General features: G+C 70.9%; 16 protein-coding genes. 7 read left to right on the top strand and 9 right to left on the bottom strand.

Annotation, left to right across the window (positions count from 1 at the left end; all coding sequences use genetic code 11):
- The first annotated feature begins 4 nt into the window (after positions 1–4).
- Positions 5–922 carry a TIGR03619 family F420-dependent LLM class oxidoreductase gene (locus ABZ857_RS25850; RefSeq protein WP_357047034.1) on the top strand — a complete coding sequence of 306 codons (918 nt, stop codon included), beginning with the start codon at positions 5–7 and terminating at the stop codon, positions 920–922.
- 429 nt (positions 923–1,351) lie between these two features.
- Positions 1,352–1,699 (top strand): hypothetical protein, encoded by a 348-nt coding sequence (locus ABZ857_RS25855; RefSeq protein ID WP_357047036.1) that lies wholly within the window; start codon positions 1,352–1,354, stop codon positions 1,697–1,699.
- A gap of 236 nt (positions 1,700–1,935) precedes the next feature.
- Here the strand turns inward: ABZ857_RS25855 and ABZ857_RS25860 are convergent, their stop codons facing one another.
- From ABZ857_RS25860 to ABZ857_RS25880, 5 genes are read right to left on the bottom strand one after another with little or no spacing between them, the layout of a single operon-like run.
- Positions 1,936–2,919, bottom strand: coding sequence for a DUF2804 domain-containing protein (locus ABZ857_RS25860; RefSeq protein WP_357047038.1), 984 nt, complete (start codon positions 2,917–2,919; stop codon positions 1,936–1,938).
- A complete protein-coding gene (locus ABZ857_RS25865; RefSeq protein ID WP_357047040.1) occupies positions 2,916–4,601 on the bottom strand; it encodes a sugar-binding domain-containing protein in 1,686 nt (561 codons plus the stop codon). The genes ABZ857_RS25860 and ABZ857_RS25865 overlap by 4 nt, the downstream gene beginning before the upstream one ends.
- On the bottom strand, positions 4,591–6,672 hold the full coding sequence (locus tag ABZ857_RS25870) for an alpha-galactosidase (protein WP_357047042.1): 2,082 nt from the start codon (positions 6,670–6,672) through the stop codon (positions 4,591–4,593). Before ABZ857_RS25870 ends, ABZ857_RS25865 begins: the two co-directional genes overlap by 11 nt.
- Positions 6,669–8,342 carry a glycoside hydrolase family 13 protein gene (locus ABZ857_RS25875; protein ID WP_357047044.1) on the bottom strand — a complete coding sequence of 558 codons (1,674 nt, stop codon included), beginning with the start codon at positions 8,340–8,342 and terminating at the stop codon, positions 6,669–6,671. Before ABZ857_RS25875 ends, ABZ857_RS25870 begins: the two co-directional genes overlap by 4 nt.
- Positions 8,332–9,657: an MFS transporter gene (locus ABZ857_RS25880; RefSeq protein WP_357047046.1), complete on the bottom strand. Its 1,326-nt coding sequence runs from the start codon at positions 9,655–9,657 to the stop codon at positions 8,332–8,334. The genes ABZ857_RS25875 and ABZ857_RS25880 overlap by 11 nt, the downstream gene beginning before the upstream one ends.
- 73 nt (positions 9,658–9,730) lie before the next feature.
- Here ABZ857_RS25880 and ABZ857_RS25885 point away from each other — a divergent pair, with 73 nt between their 5' ends.
- Positions 9,731–10,441 carry a helix-turn-helix domain-containing protein gene (locus ABZ857_RS25885; RefSeq protein ID WP_357047048.1) on the top strand — a complete coding sequence of 237 codons (711 nt, stop codon included), beginning with the start codon at positions 9,731–9,733 and terminating at the stop codon, positions 10,439–10,441.
- Positions 10,442–10,462: 21 nt separating this feature from the next.
- On the opposite strand, the gene ABZ857_RS25890 is transcribed toward ABZ857_RS25885, so the two are convergent.
- Complete coding sequence (locus ABZ857_RS25890; RefSeq protein ID WP_357047050.1) at positions 10,463–11,341, bottom strand: hypothetical protein; 879 nt, start codon at positions 11,339–11,341, stop codon at positions 10,463–10,465.
- A gap of 133 nt (positions 11,342–11,474) precedes the next feature.
- On the opposite strand from ABZ857_RS25890, the gene ABZ857_RS25895 reads away from it, so the two are divergent.
- Positions 11,475–11,780 (top strand): hypothetical protein, encoded by a 306-nt coding sequence (locus ABZ857_RS25895; protein ID WP_357047052.1) that lies wholly within the window; start codon positions 11,475–11,477, stop codon positions 11,778–11,780.
- Positions 11,781–11,837: 57 nt separating this feature from the next.
- Here ABZ857_RS25895 and ABZ857_RS25900 read toward each other — a convergent pair whose 3' ends face one another.
- Entirely contained in the window at positions 11,838–12,521 is a 684-nt protein-coding gene (locus ABZ857_RS25900) for a helix-turn-helix domain-containing protein (protein WP_357047054.1), read from the bottom strand.
- Positions 12,522–12,607: 86 nt separating this feature from the next.
- Between ABZ857_RS25900 and ABZ857_RS25905 the strand changes: the two genes are divergently transcribed.
- On the top strand, positions 12,608–12,973 hold the full coding sequence (locus ABZ857_RS25905; RefSeq protein WP_357047056.1) for a hypothetical protein: 366 nt from the start codon (positions 12,608–12,610) through the stop codon (positions 12,971–12,973).
- A gap of 55 nt (positions 12,974–13,028) precedes the next feature.
- Here ABZ857_RS25905 and ABZ857_RS25910 read toward each other — a convergent pair whose 3' ends face one another.
- Positions 13,029–14,105 carry a hypothetical protein gene (locus ABZ857_RS25910; protein ID WP_357047058.1) on the bottom strand — a complete coding sequence of 359 codons (1,077 nt, stop codon included), beginning with the start codon at positions 14,103–14,105 and terminating at the stop codon, positions 13,029–13,031.
- 409 nt (positions 14,106–14,514) lie between these two features.
- On the opposite strand from ABZ857_RS25910, the gene ABZ857_RS25915 reads away from it, so the two are divergent.
- Together ABZ857_RS25915 and ABZ857_RS25920 are read left to right on the top strand one after the other, a co-directional pair.
- Positions 14,515–14,742 (top strand): hypothetical protein, encoded by a 228-nt coding sequence (locus ABZ857_RS25915; RefSeq protein WP_357047060.1) that lies wholly within the window; start codon positions 14,515–14,517, stop codon positions 14,740–14,742.
- Between the two features lie 82 nt (positions 14,743–14,824).
- On the top strand, positions 14,825–15,568 hold the full coding sequence (locus tag ABZ857_RS25920; protein ID WP_357047062.1) for an AraC family transcriptional regulator: 744 nt from the start codon (positions 14,825–14,827) through the stop codon (positions 15,566–15,568).
- On the opposite strand, the gene ABZ857_RS25925 is transcribed toward ABZ857_RS25920, so the two are convergent.
- Positions 15,521–16,174, bottom strand: a complete 654-nt coding sequence (locus ABZ857_RS25925; protein WP_357047064.1) for a class I SAM-dependent methyltransferase — start codon at positions 16,172–16,174, stop codon at positions 15,521–15,523. The genes ABZ857_RS25920 and ABZ857_RS25925 overlap by 48 nt on opposite strands.
- Between the last annotated feature and the right edge of the window lie 225 nt (positions 16,175–16,399).

Raw genomic sequence — 16,399 nt, forward strand, 5'->3', positions numbered from 1 at the left:
ACTCATGCGGCTCGGATACACGGTCCCTCAGTACGGCGCGTTCGCCGACCCGGATTTCATCCGGCAGGCGAGCGCGGATCTCGAAGCGATGGGCTACGACAGCCTGTGGGCGGGCGACCGCATCCTGCTTCCGCTGACGCCCAGCGATCCGTACCCCGGAGGAGACGGGACGGTCCCCCCGGCTTTCGGCACGTTCTTCGACCCGCTCACCGCACTGACGCTGGCCGCGGTCAGCACGCGGGAGATCCGGCTGGGGACCAGCACGCTCAACGCGCTGTGGCAGCCGCCCGTCCTGCTCGCCCGTACGCTGACCTCGCTCGACCTGCTCAGCCACGGGCGGCTGGACGTCGGCATCGGTCTCGGCTGGCTTCGCGACGAGTACACCGCGACCGGGGTGCCCTGGCAGGGGAGGGGAGACCGGCTGGAGGAGACGCTCGACCTGATGGAGGCCGTCTGGACCGGTGAGGTGGTCGAGCACAAGGGCGCCCTGTGGACGGTGCCGCCGTCGCACATCGACCTCAAGCCCTGCCAGCGGCCGCGCCCGCCGATCCTGCTCGCGGGCTACACGCCTCCGGCGCTGGAGAGGGTCGGCCGGCGGGCCGACGGCTGGCTGAGCGCGGCCATGCCCATGCCCTACCTGACCTCCCTGTGGGGCCTGGCGCTGGAGGCCGCGTCCCGCGCGAACCGGGACCCGTCCACTCTGCGCATGGTGGTGCGGATCAACCCGGAGATCACCGACTCACCGGCGCCCGCCGAGCAGGTGCCGCACGCGGGAACCGTACGGCAGGTCGCCGACTATGTGCTGACCCTCGCCGAGGCCGGGGCCCACGAGGCGTTCGTCGACCTGCAGACGACGACCTCTTCGCGTGAGCAGTTCCTCGATGTCGCGCACGCGCTCGTCACCATGCTGCGCGCGGGCTGAGGCCGGACTCCGGCATTGAACTACGTGCGACCTTCGACAGCAGCGCCAACGCCTCGCTGTGTCATCTGAGCGGCGCCGACCAGAAGAGGACGGACGAGGACGGGGCGGAGCTGGTGGCGTTGGTTTCCGCTACTTCTCGACGCGCTCAGGGACGCTCTGGACGGCAGGCTGCGGTCGGACGACGCCTGTCGCCTCCCACACAGGCCGAGCTGAAATCGGACATTCAGGGATAAAGGAGACATAAGTGCTCTGTGAAGGCTCTTATTGGGACAATAGGCATTAAACACCGTAGATCGCCGTTTGTCGCTGGTTCTGTCGGGAAACAATGACGTCGCGGGGCAATGACCACTTAACGGTCATTAGACGCCATTCCTGTTGATATAGGAATGGCGCACACATTAGGCAGTTGATCCTTTAGAGGGGGACGAAATGCCCAAGCTCAAGAAGGTCATCGCCGGACTCGCACTTTCCACCGCGCTCGGCGGTGGTGCCCTCGCCGTGGGCGCCACAGCCGCGAGCGCGTCAACCGTCCCAGCTGGCTGGGGTCGTACCAACCCGTCTACGAACAACGCCACCATCGAGAACAACTGCTTCCGAAACGAACCCTTCCAGAATGAATGCTTCCAGAATGAATGCTTCCGGAACGAATGCTTCCGGAACGAATGCTCCCGGAACGAATGCTCCCGCTCGGACCTCGACGACATCCTCTGGGACGTCTGCGTCGCGGGCCACTGCTCCGATGTGATCCCCACGTTGTTTGGCTGCGCTTTCAATTAGAAGGCCTGCCTGACGGCCTGCGGAACGAACCGCATGCTTCGGGGTAAGAAGCGTTCATTCCGCAGAGCAGGAACAAGGGCTCCGGCGACTGAACCGCCGGAGCCCAGGCTTCTCACCCGAAAACAGCGCCAACTGCGCTCGACCGGGATCTGTTCATTTGCCCCTCCACGACTACGCGTACGCGAAGTGCGTGGAGGGGCACGAAGGCCGTCCCCGGCGCGGTGAATCCGCGAGGATCACCAGCGGTTGCGGGCCTCCTCGGCCCAGCCGGTGAGGCCGTCGAGGTCCACCCAGGCGCCGTCGTCGGCCTGAGCCCGTCCGGAGAAGTGGCCGAAGCACTGGTGCGTCTCGTTGCCCACCAGGCCGAGCTCGGTGCGGGCCACCTTCTCGTGGAACGGGTGGAACTCCACTTCCACCCGCGGGCCGGTGATCCGCCACGGGCGCAGCCAGTCGGCGCGGTCGTACGACCACTCCAGCTCGTCGCCGATCTTGTGCAGGCGGCCGCCGAGGAACAGGGCGTTCTCCGTCGAACCGGTGCCGTCGGTCCACTTGCCGCCGAGCTGGATCGCCCGGCCGGGCCCGCTGCCGGCCGCCCAGTTCCAGGTGATCGAGTAAGGCCACTTCCCGCGGCCGTGGTCGAGCACGGCGAACGAGTCCGCCTCGTCGACGGCGAACTCGGCCGACTCCAGCCGCAGCCGCCCGCGCACCGGACGGCCGACGTCCTTGACCGTGTACTGGAACCGGTTCGGCCCCCACGGCACCACCACGCCGAGCGACTCGTGGCCCTCCGGCAGCGGCACCTCCAGATCGAGCTCGATGCCGGGCGCCACGGCCCTGATCGCGGTGCCGGAAACACTCTGATCGATGTCGATCGCCACACCGCCGCCCCGTACGGACGCCGTCCCGGCGCCGCTGCGGTCGGGGAAGACGGCGCCGCAGGCCAGCGGCACCACGACGTCCCTGGCGGTCTCCACGCGGGTGTCCCGGTCGAGCACGTACACCCCGTTGACCGCGGCGTAGTCCAGCGACGACGCGACCAGGCCGATGATGTGGCGGGGGGTGACGATCCCCCAGTATTCCCAGCGCTTGCGCCGTCCCCAGCCGCGCAGGTTGCCCCGGTGCAGAGGGCGGCGTGTCCACCCGACCGCGCCCGGGTTGAGTCGCCCGTCCGGCAGGCACAGGTCGACGGGTGCGGTGATCTCCCGCTCGTGCGTGGTCATGCGAACCTGAGCCTTTCCATGATCGAGCGTACGAGGTCCTCGGGGAGTTTGAGCGCCGCCCTGTCGTAGGTGAGCAGGCCGTTGATCTCGTCCTCCACGTCGGACAACTGGGTGTAGACGGTCGCGCTCAGGCCGCGCGCGACAGCCGGGATGATCTGCTCCTCGTGGAGCCGGGCGAACGCCTCGCCGAGCCGTTCGGCCGTACGGTACCGGCGGTAGCCGAACTCCTTCTCGCCCCAGACGTGGCCCTCGACGCGCAGGCCGTACCCGCCGTATTCGGACAACACGAGCACCCGGCCGTCCGGCCTCGGCGGGCGGAACCGGCGGAAGTAGACGTGGAGGCTGCGCAGGTCGCCCGCGCGCTGGTCGTGCCAGCCGCTGGCGTGGTCGACCGTACGCGTCGGGTCGAGCCGGGCGAGCTCCCCGGCGATCCGCGCGGCGTCGAACTGGCCCCAGCCCTCGTTGAACGGCACCCAGACCGCCAGGCTCACCACGTTGCGCAGGTGCTCGACCGTGGCGCGCGTCTCGGCCTCGAACGCCGTACGGCCCGCCGCGTCGGCCCGGCCGAACCGGCGGTGACGGCGGTCGTCCAGCCGCACGGCGGGCAGGAACGCCGGCGTGGTGACGACCCACGGACGGTACGGCTCGCCGCCGTTGACCATGTCCTGCCAGACGAGCATGCCGAGCCGGTCGCAGTGGTGATACCAGCGCAGCGGCTCGATCTTGATGTGCTTGCGCAGCATCGTGAAGCCGAGCCGCTTCATCGTGGCGATGTCGTGGATCATCGCCTCGTCGCTGGGTGGTGTGTAGAGGCCGTCCGGCCAGTAGCCCTGGTCGAGCACTCCGGCGTGGAAGTAAGGCCGGCCGTTCAGCAGCAGCCGGGGGATGCCGTCGGCGTCCGGCCCGACCGAGAAGGAGCGCATGCCGAAATAGCTCCGCACGCGGTCCGTGCCGAGCGACACGGTGACGTCGTACAGGAAGGGATCTTCGGGGCTCCAGGCGCGCACCTCGGGCAGGGGGATCCGCACCGGCTTCCCGGCCGGCACCGTGGCCCGCGCGACCGTCTCGCCGTCGGCCGAGATCTCGACGCGCGCCTCGCCACTGGACGCGTGGACCGTCACCTCCACGCACGAGTCGTCGAGCAGCGGGGTCAGCGTGAGCCGTTCGACGTGGACCTCGGGCACGCGCTCGGCCCAGACCGTCTGCCAGATGCCCGACTGGGCGGTGTACCAGATGCCGCCGCGCCGCAGCCGCTGCTTGCCCCGCGAGCCGTTCCCGGTGTCGTCCCGGACGGCCACGACGAGGATGTTGCCGCTCTCGTGGAGCGCGTCGGTGACGTCGAAAGAGAACGGCAGGTAGCCGCCCTCGTGCCCGCCGACCTCGTCGTCGTTGACCCACACCCGGCAGGTCTGGTCGACCGCCCCGAAGTGCAGGATCACCCGCCCGTCGGCGAAGCCCTCCGGCAGGTCGAACGAGCGCCGATACCAGAGGGTCTCCCCGGGAAGCAGCTGCCGGTTCACCCCGGACAGCGGCGCCTCCGGCGAGTACGGCACGAGGATCTCGCCGTCGTACGTCTCGGGGGCGTAGTCCCTGATCGCGTACTCCCAGCGGCCGTTGAGGTTGAGGTAGCCGTCGCGGACGAGCTGGGGGCGCGGGTACTCCGGGAGCGGGTTATCCGACACGGGTGAGCCTCTTCAGTTCGCTGGTGGCGTCGAACGGCCACGGCCGGGGCAGCCCGTGGCTCATCAGTGGCGTGCCGTGGTGCGTCTCCCCGGTGTCCTCGTCGCGGTAGACGCCGTCCGGGTCCAGACCTTTCAGCCGTACGGGGGCCGTCACGGGGACCAGCGTGGTCGGCCGCCAGGAAAGCACCACGACGTGCGGATCGAGGGTGTACTGCACGGCCCAGTCGGCGAGGCGGTCCATCCGGCCCTCGTGGACGACCGGGCGGATCCGCTTGTACCGCTCGACCAGGGCCTTCGCCTGCTCCAGGTCGGCCGGGCTCCACCGCCGCAGGTCGCCGCCGATGCCGAGCGCGCCGGACATCGCGACGTGGAAGCGGAAGGCGAGCGGCGTTCGCCTGCCGGTGAGCGCGTTGGGGCTGTCGGTCACCCAGGCGCCCATCGTGCAGGCCGGATAGACCTGGCCGTAGCCGTGCTGGATCGCGATCCGCTGGGCGGCGTCGGTGTTGTCCGAGGTCCAGATCTGGTCGGTGCGGGCGAGCATCCCGAGGTCGGCGCGGCCCCCGCCGCTCGCGCAGCCCTCGATCATCAGGTGGGGATGGGCCGCGCGCAGCCGGTCCATCACGGCGTACACGTTCCTGATGTACGGCACCCAGACCTCGTCGCCGGCCTCGGTGATCGGCCGGTTCATGTCCCACTTGAGGAACGCGATGTCGTTGCCGGTCACCAGCTCGTCGAGCCGGTCGTACGCCCACTCGGCGACGTCGTTGCGGGAGAAGTCGAGCAGGAGCTGGTCGCGCACCTCGGTCGAGCGCCGGTTCGGCTGGCGCAACACCCACTCGGGGTGGGTGCGGTAGAGCTCGCTGTCGGGATTGACCGATTCCGGCTCCACCCACAGGCCGAACCTCATGCCGAGCCGCTTCACGTGGTCGACCAGCGGGGTGAGGCCCTCGGGGAAGCGCTCGGGGTTCGGCCACCAGTCGCCCAGGCCCGCCGTCTCACCCGTACGGCCCGAAGACACGCCCGTGCCGTCGTCTTCCGAGCTTGTGCCGTCGCCGGACGAGCCTGGGCGCCCGCCGAACCAGCCGTCGTCCATCACGAACAGCTCCACGCCGATGCCCGCGGCGAGCTCGGCCAGCTCCATCTGCTGGGCCTGGGAGATGTCGAACTCGGTCGCCTCCCACGAGTTGTAGACCACCGGCCTGACCCGGCCGGGCGCGGGCAGCACGTGGCGGCGGATGTGGTCGTGCCACCGATGACTGACCCCGCCGAACCCTTCGGCCGAATAGACCCCGGTGAACGTGGGCGTCTCCAGGGACTCGCCGGGTCCGAGCCGCCAGGTCACCCCCTCGTGCCCGAACCCGCCGCTCCAGCCCGCGCGGCCGTCGTGGTCGCGTTCGACGGTGATGCGCCAGCTCCCGCTCCAGGCCAGCGCCGCGCTCCACACCTCACCGTGGTCCTCGGTGGCGTCGCCCGCGTCGAGCATCAGCCACGGGTTGGCGTGGTGGCCGCTGTGCCCGCGCCTGCTGGTCAGCACGGTCTCGGCCACGGTCAGTGGCGTACGCCTGACCTGGAACTCCCCACCCCACTCGCCGGTGACGTGGGCCAGCCGGTAGTCCTCACGCCGCGGCACCGCCCAGGCCGCCGAGTCGCAGCGCAGGATCGTGATCGGCCCGTCGCCCGTGTTGCGCAGGGTCGTCCGGCGGTCGATCGCGTCGCTGTCCGGCCTGACCCGGTAGTGCAGGCCGATCTCCAGCGGGTAGTGCCGGTCGGCCATCGTGATCGTCAGGTGACCGCCGTCGGCGTCGTCGCCTTCGATGTCGTGACCGAGGTGGCGCCACTCGACCCCGCGTACGGCGTCGCCGTACCTCACCTGCAGGCCCGCCACGCCGAACCGGTCGCCGCCCTCGACGGGCAGTTCCTCGGGCCCGGCGGGCAGCGCGCGGGCCTGGCCGAGCGTGATCCGCGGCCCCCAGTGCGCGCAGCGCGGCGCGCCGTCCGGCCCGAGCCGCACCGCGTACGCGCTGGACGGGGTGGTGAGCAGCCACAACCCGGGTTCTGCATAACCGATCACGCCAGCCACACTCCGGTGTCGGGCGGCAGCAGGTCGCCCTCAAGGGGCCCGCTGGCGAGCAGCACGTCGTGGTGCCAGGCGAGCGGCACCGGCTCGGCGCCGAAGTTCACCATGAGCGTGAATCCGGGGTCGCGGGCGAAGGCCAGCACGCCGGGAGGCGCGTCCAGCCAGGTCAGGTCGCCGTCGCCGAGCGCGGGATGATCGCGCCGGATGGCGAGCGCGGCGCGGTAGAGGTTCAGCGTCGAGCCGGGATCGTCCCGCTGCGCGGCCACGGTCAGCGCCGCCCAGTCCTCCGGCTGCGGCAGCCATGTGGGCAGCCGCGTGCCGCCGGCTCCGAACGCGTACGGCGGAGCCGTGCCGGACCAGGGGAGGGGCACCCGGCAGCCGTCCCTGCCGATGAACGCGCGCAGCGTGCGCTCGAACATGGGATCCTGCCGGGCCTCGTCGGGAATGGCGAGATATTCCGGCAGGCCCAGTTCGTCCCCTTGGTAGATGTAGGCCCCGCCGGGCAGGGCGAGCAGCAGCAGCGCCGCCGCGCGTGCGCGCCTGGTGCCCAGCTCGACGTCGACGTCCATCCGGCCGAGCAGCACCTCCGGGGTCGGCGCGCGAACCAGGTCCTGGTCGACGCCGAACCTGGTCACCATGCGCGGCACGTCGTGGTTGCCCAGCACCCACGGGAGCGACCCGCCCGTCTCGCGCGCCAGCCGGTGCGACGCGTCGATGACCGTACGGAACTCCTCGGCCGACCACGGGGTGGGCATCAGCCCGAAGCCGAACAGCTGGGCCAGCCCGTCTCCCGACAGGTAGGGCCTGGCCTGGTCGGGATGGCCGGACCACATCTCCGCCACCGTGCAGGCGGGGGCGGTGCAGGCGGGCGCGGCGCCGCGGTCGCCGGGGTAGGAGTCGAGGATCTTCCGCCAGGACCGGTAGAGCTCCAGCAGCTCCGGCTGGTGTTCGTAGGGCATGGACGTGTGACCCGGGGTGAGCGGGCCGCCCTGGCTGCCCGGGACCACGTCGGGCAGGCCGTCCTGCTTGAACAGCATGTTGGCCACGTCGATCCGGAACCCGGCCACGCCCCGGTCCAGCCAGAACCGCAGCACCCGCTCGAACATGGCGACCACGTCGGGGTGCCGCCAGTTCCAGTCGGGCTGCCCGGAGTCGAACAGGTGCAGGTACCACTGCCCGTCGGGCACCCGGGTCCAGGCCGGGCCGCCGAACACGGACTGCCAGTTGTTCGGCTCGTCGCGGAAGATGAAGCGCTCGCGCTCGGGACTGCCGGGACCGGCGGCCAGCGCCGCGCGGAACCACGGATGCTCGGCCGAGCAGTGGTTGGGGACGATGTCGACGATCACCTTGATGTTCTTCGCCGCGGCCCCGGCCACGAGCGCGTCGAAGTCCGCGAGCGTGCCATATCGGGGATCGACGTCGCAGTAGTCGGCCACGTCGTAGCCGCCGTCGGCCAGCGGCGAGGGGTAGAACGGGCTCAGCCAGATCGCGTCGACGCCCAGGTCGGCCAGGTGGCCGAGGCGGGACAGCACGCCGGGCAGGTCCCCTTCGCCGTCGCCGTTCGCGTCGGCGAAGCTGCGTGGATACACCTGATAGACCACCGCGTCGCGCCACCAGGCGCCCTGGTCGTACGGCTGGGCGGGGCTCTCGGTTTCAGCGGACACCGCGGATCCTCCAGATCAGACAGGCCCCGAGCGTGGCGAAGCCCGCCGCCACGCCGTACATGAGCGGGTAACCGCCGGCCGAGGTGACCAGCGGCGCGGCGATCACCGGGCCGAGCGTGTTGGACGCGGAGTTGGCCAGGCTCACGATGCCGAGGTCCTTGGCCCGGTCGGCGTCGGCGGGCAGCAACTGGGTGACCATCGCCTGGTCGACTGCGGCGAACATGCCGTAGCCCGCGCCGAGCAGTACGGACGCCGCGATGGCGGCGGACCAACTGGTGAGGAACGTCAGCACCAGTCCGGAGGCGGCCATCGTGAGGCCGCCGACGAAGACCGCGGGCCTGCGGCTGCCGTACCGGTCGGACAGCCAGCCCGCGAGCAGGGTCGGCACGACGCTGCTCAGCGTGAACACCGCCACGAGGACCACGACGCCCTGCTCGACGGTCGAGCCCGGGAAGAGCCGCTCGTAGTGGACCGCGTCGCGCAGGTAGTACTGCAGGTAGCCGATCGCCATCGCGAGCGTGAGGGTGATCATGAGCCGGCTCGTCCAGGCCCAGGCGAAGTCGGGATGCCGGCGCGGGCTCACCCACAGGCCGCGCAGGAAGGCCCGCAGGTCGAACGGCGGCGACCCCGCCGTACCGGCGGTGGCGGCGGGCGCCGTGGTTGCGGCAGTGGGCGCGGCCGTGGTTCCGACGGTGACGGCGGCAGCAGGGATTTGCGCGGGTTCGCGGGTGAACAGGCCGAACGGCAGCACGAGCAGCAGGATCAGCGCCGCCATCGAGAGGAACCCGGCCTTCGCGCCGGTCAGCAGGACGGTGGCCACGACCCCGCCCAGCAGCGGACCGGTCAGCTGGCCCACGCCCGCCAGCGCGGACACCTTGCCCCGCTGCCGGACGGGCACCTGGTCGGGCACGGTGGCGATGGCCGCGGCCAGGGCGGCCGTGAACGCCAGCTGGGCCACCGCCCAACCGGCGACCAGCCCGGCCAGCGACTCCTGCCAGGCGAGGAACACCAGCGACGCGGCGCAGACCAGCGCGCCCCCCACGATCCAGGGACGGCGCCGGCCGAACCGGGAACGGGTCCGGTCGGACATGGCGCCGAACAGCGGGTTGGCGATGATCGTGCAGACGGCGCCGACCGCGAAGACGGTCGCCAGCGACGCCTCCTTGTGCACCGGGTCGATGCGCGCCACATGGGAGGGCAACAGGATCTGGTTGCCGACGGTCATCGCCATGATGACGCCCATCTGGGCGAGCGCCAGCAGGGTCATCCAGCCGGCGGTCACCCGTTCGACGGGCGTGACGCGCACCTCGTCCATGCGGTTCCTTCGAGGTAAAACATGAGGAGGTGCCACGTTAGAACATGACAGGGCGTTATGTTAAGACTGATCGGTGGACAACCCCGGCATCCGGCGGCGGCCGGTCCAGAAGCGCAGCATCGACAGGGTCGAACGCATCCTCGACGCCTGTGCCCGCCTCCTGGACGAGGTGGGCCTCGACGCGCTGACCATCGTCGACGTCGCCAGGCGGGCTGAGGTGCCGAGCGGCACCATCTACCAGTTCTTCGACGGCAAGCCCGGCATGCTGCGCGAGCTGGCACTGCGCAACCTGGAGCTGCTGCTGGTGCGGCTGCGCCGTCGGGTGGCCGCAGAGGCCGCAGAGGCCGCAGAAGCCGCAGAAGCTGCGGAGGCAGCGGAAACTGCGGAGGGCAGGGAGGGCAGGGAGGGCGCGGAGGGCGCGCTCACCTGGCCGCGCGCGGCGGAGCTCGTCCTGGAAGAGACGGTCGAGATGCGCAGGACCGTCCCCGGCTACACCGTGGTCGACTTCGCCGACACCCGGCCCGGCGGGCCGACGTTCCTGCCGCCCGGTGAGGCGAAGGAGGGCGGCGACGTGCTGGCCGAGCGGCTCTACCACTTCGCCCTGGACGAGGCCGGGCTGCCGCCGCTGCCCGATCCGTACCGGGTGATGCGGCTCGCCATCCAGGCCACGGCGGCCGCCCTCCAGCTCGCCTTCGCGGCCTCACCGGAGGGCGACCCCGCCATGATCGAGCAGGGTCGCAGGCTCCTGAGGGCCTACTTCGCCGACGTGTCCTCGCTCGGATGAAATCGCGACGGGGGCGTCCGATCAGGTCCCTCTGCCCAGGGCCGCCAGGTCCAGGACGTAGTAGCCGTCCGCCGTCCTCCACTGGAGGTATCCGGCATTGGAGATGCTCACCTCGCCCGTGACCGTGCCGGGGAGGCGCACCGCGACGCGTGTCCGGGCGTCGAGGAGCCACCCGGTCCCGTCCTCCCGCCACGCGGCGAAGCGCCCGTGTCGCGAGACGACGACGTCCCTCGCGCGAGGGCTCAGGCCGGCGACGCTGCCGTCGCCGTACTCCAGGCGGTCGTTCTCCCTGTCCACCCGCGCGATGTACGAGGCCGGATCGAGCGCGCCGCGCCTGGCCCCGTCCGCGTCGTAGCGGGACGGCGGCGATCCGGTGAACTCACCCGGATCCGGCGGATCCGGCACCAGGACGGGGGATCTCGCGAGGAAGGTGTCGTCTTCCCAGGCGATGTCGTACCTGCCCCGCAGCCACAGCCGGGGGGCTGTGTCGCCGGGGCCCATGCGGTAAACGCCCACGTCCCCGGGAGCGCTGGTGACGCACCAGGAGAAATACAGCTCGCCTCGATGGAACTGGAGGTCGGCGGGGTATTCCCAGCCGGTCCCGCAGTTCCACACCTGGGCGCCCCAGGTGTTCATCACCTCCCGGATCAGACCGGTGCGCAGGTCGGTGGCCTCGAGAATCCACCCGCCCGGCTCGTCGTTCTCCAGGAGCCTCACCACGCGTGTGCCGTACGCCGCGGCGGTGGTGCTGTACGACTCGACGTCCTCCTCATGGCTCCTCAATGGCGTGCTGCGGCCGGTGACGGGGTCGAGGACGCGGACGTCGCCGTGCAGATACCGGGAGAAGGTGCGGACGATGAGCCGCCCGTCGGGCATGGCGCCGATCACGGAGCGAGACATCGTGCCTGCGGGAGGGACCCGCAGGACCCTGGCTCGGGGATAGGCCCGCACGAGAGGCGTCTCGCCCTTGCGGACGGGGGCGGGGGTCTCCGCGGGGCCGGTCCACCCCGGCGAAGCGGTGCCGGGGAGTGACGTGCTGCCGGGGATTGACGTGGGGTCCGGCGGCGCGCTGCCTCCGGAAGCGGCGGCCGGAGTCTGCCCGCCGGCGGCCGACGGCGGTACGGCGGGCCCGCAGGCGCAGACCCCGGAGAGCACCGCGACCGCTGTCATCGCCACCCTCACGCGCTGTCTCGCCCGTGTCCGCGCCGCAACGGCAGGGTCCCGGCCGCGGCTGCGCAGGACGCTGTCAGCGGTGTCCGAGCCGTCGGCACCGCACCCCGCCTGCCGCCCAGGGGTCACCTCGAACGCCTCCGATCGCACCTTCCAGGGGGACAGCTGACAGACTAAAAGGCCGTCATCACATGAATGAGGCGTCCGTCCCACTTGGTTGGTTTCGTCATTCCTTTCGTACGCCGTCTCGTATGCGGGCGTTCAGGACGTCACGCAGATCGAGCGGGGCGGGCGGTGGGAGGGGTTCGGCCTGTTCGGCGCGGAACGCGCTGAGCAGGTAGGCGACGAGTCGCCGGGACGCGGCCATGGCCTCTCCGGCTGAGCCGGTGATGACGCCGCTGTTGGCCATGAGCAGCAGGGCGAGGTCGTCCGGCGCGAAATCGGCGCGCAGCCGCCCGGTCGCCTTGGCACGTCGTGTCAGCTCGGCGAAGCCCTGTATGGCGCGGTCGCGTTCCCGTTCGATGTCGACCGCGTCGGGGAACGCCGCGACGAAAGCCGCGCCGAAGCCACGATCGGCGGCCTGCATGCCGCAGACCTTCTCGACGGCCGTGCAGAACCCGCGCCACGGGTCCGGATCGGCCAGCGCGTCGTCGACGACCGACACGCATGCCTCGAACTGATCGGCGAACACCTCGGTGACCAGCGATTCCTTGGTGGGGAAGCGGCGGTAGAGCGTCGCGACCCCTACACCGGCGTGCCGGGCGATCGCGGCCATCGGCACGTCGAGCCCGCGGTCGGCGAACAGCCGGCGGGCGACCTCGACGATGCGGTCACGGTTCTGCCGGGCGTCGGCGCGCAATCCCACGGCCGTCTCGGGGAGGGCCGGCATCCGAGATGCCTCAGCGCTCATGTTTCTCACTTCGGGTTAAGTGGACGATCCTCTCCACTTACCACGTTACGGTGGCGGCAAGTGACACCCATCGTGATGGAGGTACCGTGCGATACAGCGGGCCGCTCCCGAGGCGAGCGATCGGCCGTTTCAACTCCTGCGTCGTGACGTTGCGCTCGTCTCCGCGGTGGGGCCGGCTGATCAGCAGACGCCTCACCGTCGTCACCTACACGGGGCGCCGCTCGGGACGCACCTTCAGCACGCCCGTCGCCTTCCGCCGGGTCGCCGACACCGTCACGATCGGCGTTCAGTTCCCCGACGCCAAGACATGGTGGCGCAACTTCCTGGCCGAGGGCGGCCCGATATCACTGCAACTGGACGGGGTGGACCGCACCGGCCATGCCGTCGCCAGACGTGACGAGGCGGGCCGCGTGACCGTCACCGTCCGTCTGGACGAGCCGTACGCGCCTTGACCCGTGCTGTGCGGGCCGGCCCTCGCCGAGGTGGCGAGGGCCGGCCGATGGTCGATCAGGATGTGGGAGTCGGGGTCGGCGTACCCGTGAGCGTCGGCTCAGGGGTGGGTGCCGCGGTGTCGGTAGGGCTGGGGGTGGGGGTCTCTGCGGGGGTCGTGGTCGGCTCGGGTGTCGCGGCCGGGGGTTCCGTGGGGATGGCCGTCGGCGTCGGACAGGGCTCAGGGGTGCGCCAGGCGGGCTTCCCGGAGCGCCACTTCAGGGAGTACGGAGCGCTCTTGCTGAGGTACCACAGCCGCTTGCTCGGCCGTGAGAGGTCGAAGACGTAGGCGGCCGTCGCCGTCTCCCCCTGAGGGGCGGCGGGTGTCGTCTCCTCGGTCTGCGGCGGGATGGTGTCCGTCTCGCCCGGGGAAGCGGGAGCTGTCGAGGTCTCGCTCGGAAGAGGAGTGGGGGTGCTTTCCGGAGGCGTCGGCGTGCCCTCAGAGGGAGGCGTCGTGCTCTCAGACGGAGCCGGCGTGCCCTCAGAGGGAGTCGGCGTGGTTTCGGGAAGCGCCGGTGTGCTGGACGGGAGCGCGGTCGGGCTGGGCGGGGCAGGGGTCGTCGTGCCGGGCTGGACGGCCGCGATCACCGAGACCCAGGCGTCCTGCCGGATCTCGCCGCCGCGGCGGGCGGTGAGCACCCGCGTGGAGTCGCCGATGGTGTACGACCGCTCGAAGCCGTCCTGGCTGCGGAGAGTGATCGAGCCCTCCGCCACGGCGACGGCCTGCCCGGTCTGGGTGAACACCGTGATGGTGCCGCATCCGTCCTTGGCCGGCACGACCACCTCGCCGTGCAGCGCGCCGAGGAACGGGCCCACCAGGGGCACCTCGGGGGTGGGCGTCGCCTCGGGGGAGTCGGTGACGGTCTCGGCCGGGGAGGCCGTCGGCGTGATCGTCACGGTGGCCGTCACGACAGGATCCGAAGTCTCGGCCGGCGGGGTGACGGGGGTGGCGGCGGAGGCCGCCGTCACTCCGACGCCGCCCGACGCCGTCAGCACCAACGCGGTCGCGAGGATCATGGGTTGGGAGATGCGCCGGCGCGGCCCGCCCGGTCCGGACGACAGTCCTTTCTTCGGGCGGTGGGGGTTGGTCGGCATCACCGTTCCTCCGTATCGTTCGATCCGATGGTCTCCGCCGAACGGGCGGCGGTCGTACCGGAGCGCCTTGCCCCGGCACCCGACTGAAGCAACCGGCACATTTGTTGCCAAACCGTGTCACTTCCGAGGGATTGTGGAGACCTTCCCCATATCCACCGACTCCATGCGGGCGAATCCGCGGCCGTGAAGCGGCCCGTGGCCTTTCGGCAGGTAGGAGGGGACCGACCGATTCGAAATTCGGGCGTCGTCTGAGGCGGCGACCCGATGGGCGGCGAGACGGCCCCGACCCCGGTGAAGCGGATCGGAGTTGACCGACGGTGATGCCGACGATCAACGAACAGTACGGGGATCGGGAGCGAGTGGCGTGAAAGACACCATGCGATAGATTCAAGCCAACCCGGGAGGAGCGATGAGCCGTCGTGACCCGCTGACCATCGCGGTGTTGATGTCCGATCAGGCGCCACTGATGTCCGATCAGGCGCCACTGATGTCCGATCAGGCGTCACTGTTCGAGACCAGCGATCGACACCATCGCCTGCGACGTCGGCTTCGGCAACGGCATCGCCCTGCGCCCCCCCGCATCCTCGGTGTCGCCCTCCAGACCTACCGCGACACCTTCCACGCCCGCACCGCCTGATCAGGGGGCGGACGACGCGCCGATGACGTACGACGCGGCCGGTGGCAGCGAGCCTCAAGGCGGACGACGACAAGGCGGCCCTGTGACCGCCACAGTGGGCGCCTTCGCCCGGACGGCGATGACGCCGCGTTTCGACGTCGGTCACGGCTATGCGCTCTATCAGGGGCCGTCGTCGGACAGCGGCTTCCATCGTCACGCCGCTTTCCAGATCGTCGTCGCCATCGAGGGTGAAGCCGCCCTGGTGGACGCCTCCGAGGTCTGTCACCGCGCCGCGGCGCTCGTGGTGCCGCCCATGGTGCGGCACCGGATGCCGGCGACGACGGATCTGCGTGTCTTCTTCGTAGAACCGCAGTGCGCCTTCGCCGACCGGTTGCGCGAGCGCTGCGGCTCCGGGATCAGCGCGGCTCCCGAACTGCGCCGGCTCAGCGAGAACGACGTCCGCCTCGCCGGCGCGCGACCGTCCGGTGAGCTCGATCCCCGGTTGCTCGCGGCGATGGACGCGCTGGCGGAGGGGCCGGTCTCGATGCCGGATCTGGCCGCGCGGGTGGACCTGTCCCCGCAACGGCTGCGCGGCCTGGCGCGCAGTCAGTTGGGCATGCCGCTGACGCGCTGGCGTGTCTGGGGCCAGCTGCGCCGGACGGTGGAGGCGCTGCGGGCGGGGCGGTCGCTCGCGGAGGCGGCGGCCGTGAGCGGTTTCGCCGACCAGGCGCATCTGACGCGGTGGATGCGGGAGATGATGGGGCTGACCCCGGCGGTCGTGCTGCCGGTGCTGCGCCCGTCACTGCCTGGAGGCGACGTAGACCGAGATCGAACCAGTGAGCGTTGACACCACCTCGGCCTCCCGCACATCGCCGAACCCGGCCCCCGTCATCAGCTCCGGCACCACACCCTCGGCGTTCGGGCGGGTGTCCTCGATGCCGTCGGCGAACTGCACCATCCGGAACCCCAGGCGCATCAGACGGGTGCGCTGCAACCCGTAGTCGGCGATGACCAGTCTGCCGCCCGGCCGCAGCACCGCGTGCATCGAGGAGAGTATGGCCCGCTTCGTCCCCATCGCGCATTGGTGCAACACCAAGCTGGACACCACCGCGTCCGCCGCGCCGACGCCCACGATCTCCGGCAGCGCGTCGCCCATGCCGATCTCCCACCGCACTGTCGCGCCGACGGCGTCGGCCTTGCGCCGGGCGATCGCCAGCACGCGCTGATCCGGGTCTATCGCCACCACCCGCGCCCGCGGCTCGGTGCGGTTCAGCAACAGCGCCGTGGACCCGGTGCCGCATCCCACGTCGACGATGACATCCTCCGGTCGCGGTGCGACATGCATGACGGCCAGCGCCCGCCACAGCCGTTCCCGGGTCAGCGAGACGACGGCGTCGTAGAAACGCGTGGGCGCGAAGCGTCCCAGTGCGGGAGTGAAGGTCTGTTCGGTCATGCGAGCACAGTCGCACCACGAGCCCGTGCGGTCTTGAACGAACCGCTCACCCTTGATCTACGTTGTCGCACATCGACGCGCCGCATGTCCCCCTGCCGGAACCGCGCTCGGGCTGCGCGTCACTCCCAGTCAGGCCTCCTCATCCGTCACCGGCCTGCCGATCCTCACTGTCGTGGGCCGCGTCGACGAAGGCGCCGGCTCGATAGTCCTGGCAGATGGCGTGGA

It is taken from the genome of Microbispora sp. NPDC046933 (genome assembly GCF_040644635.1).
Lineage (GTDB): Bacteria > Actinomycetota > Actinomycetes > Streptosporangiales > Streptosporangiaceae > Microbispora.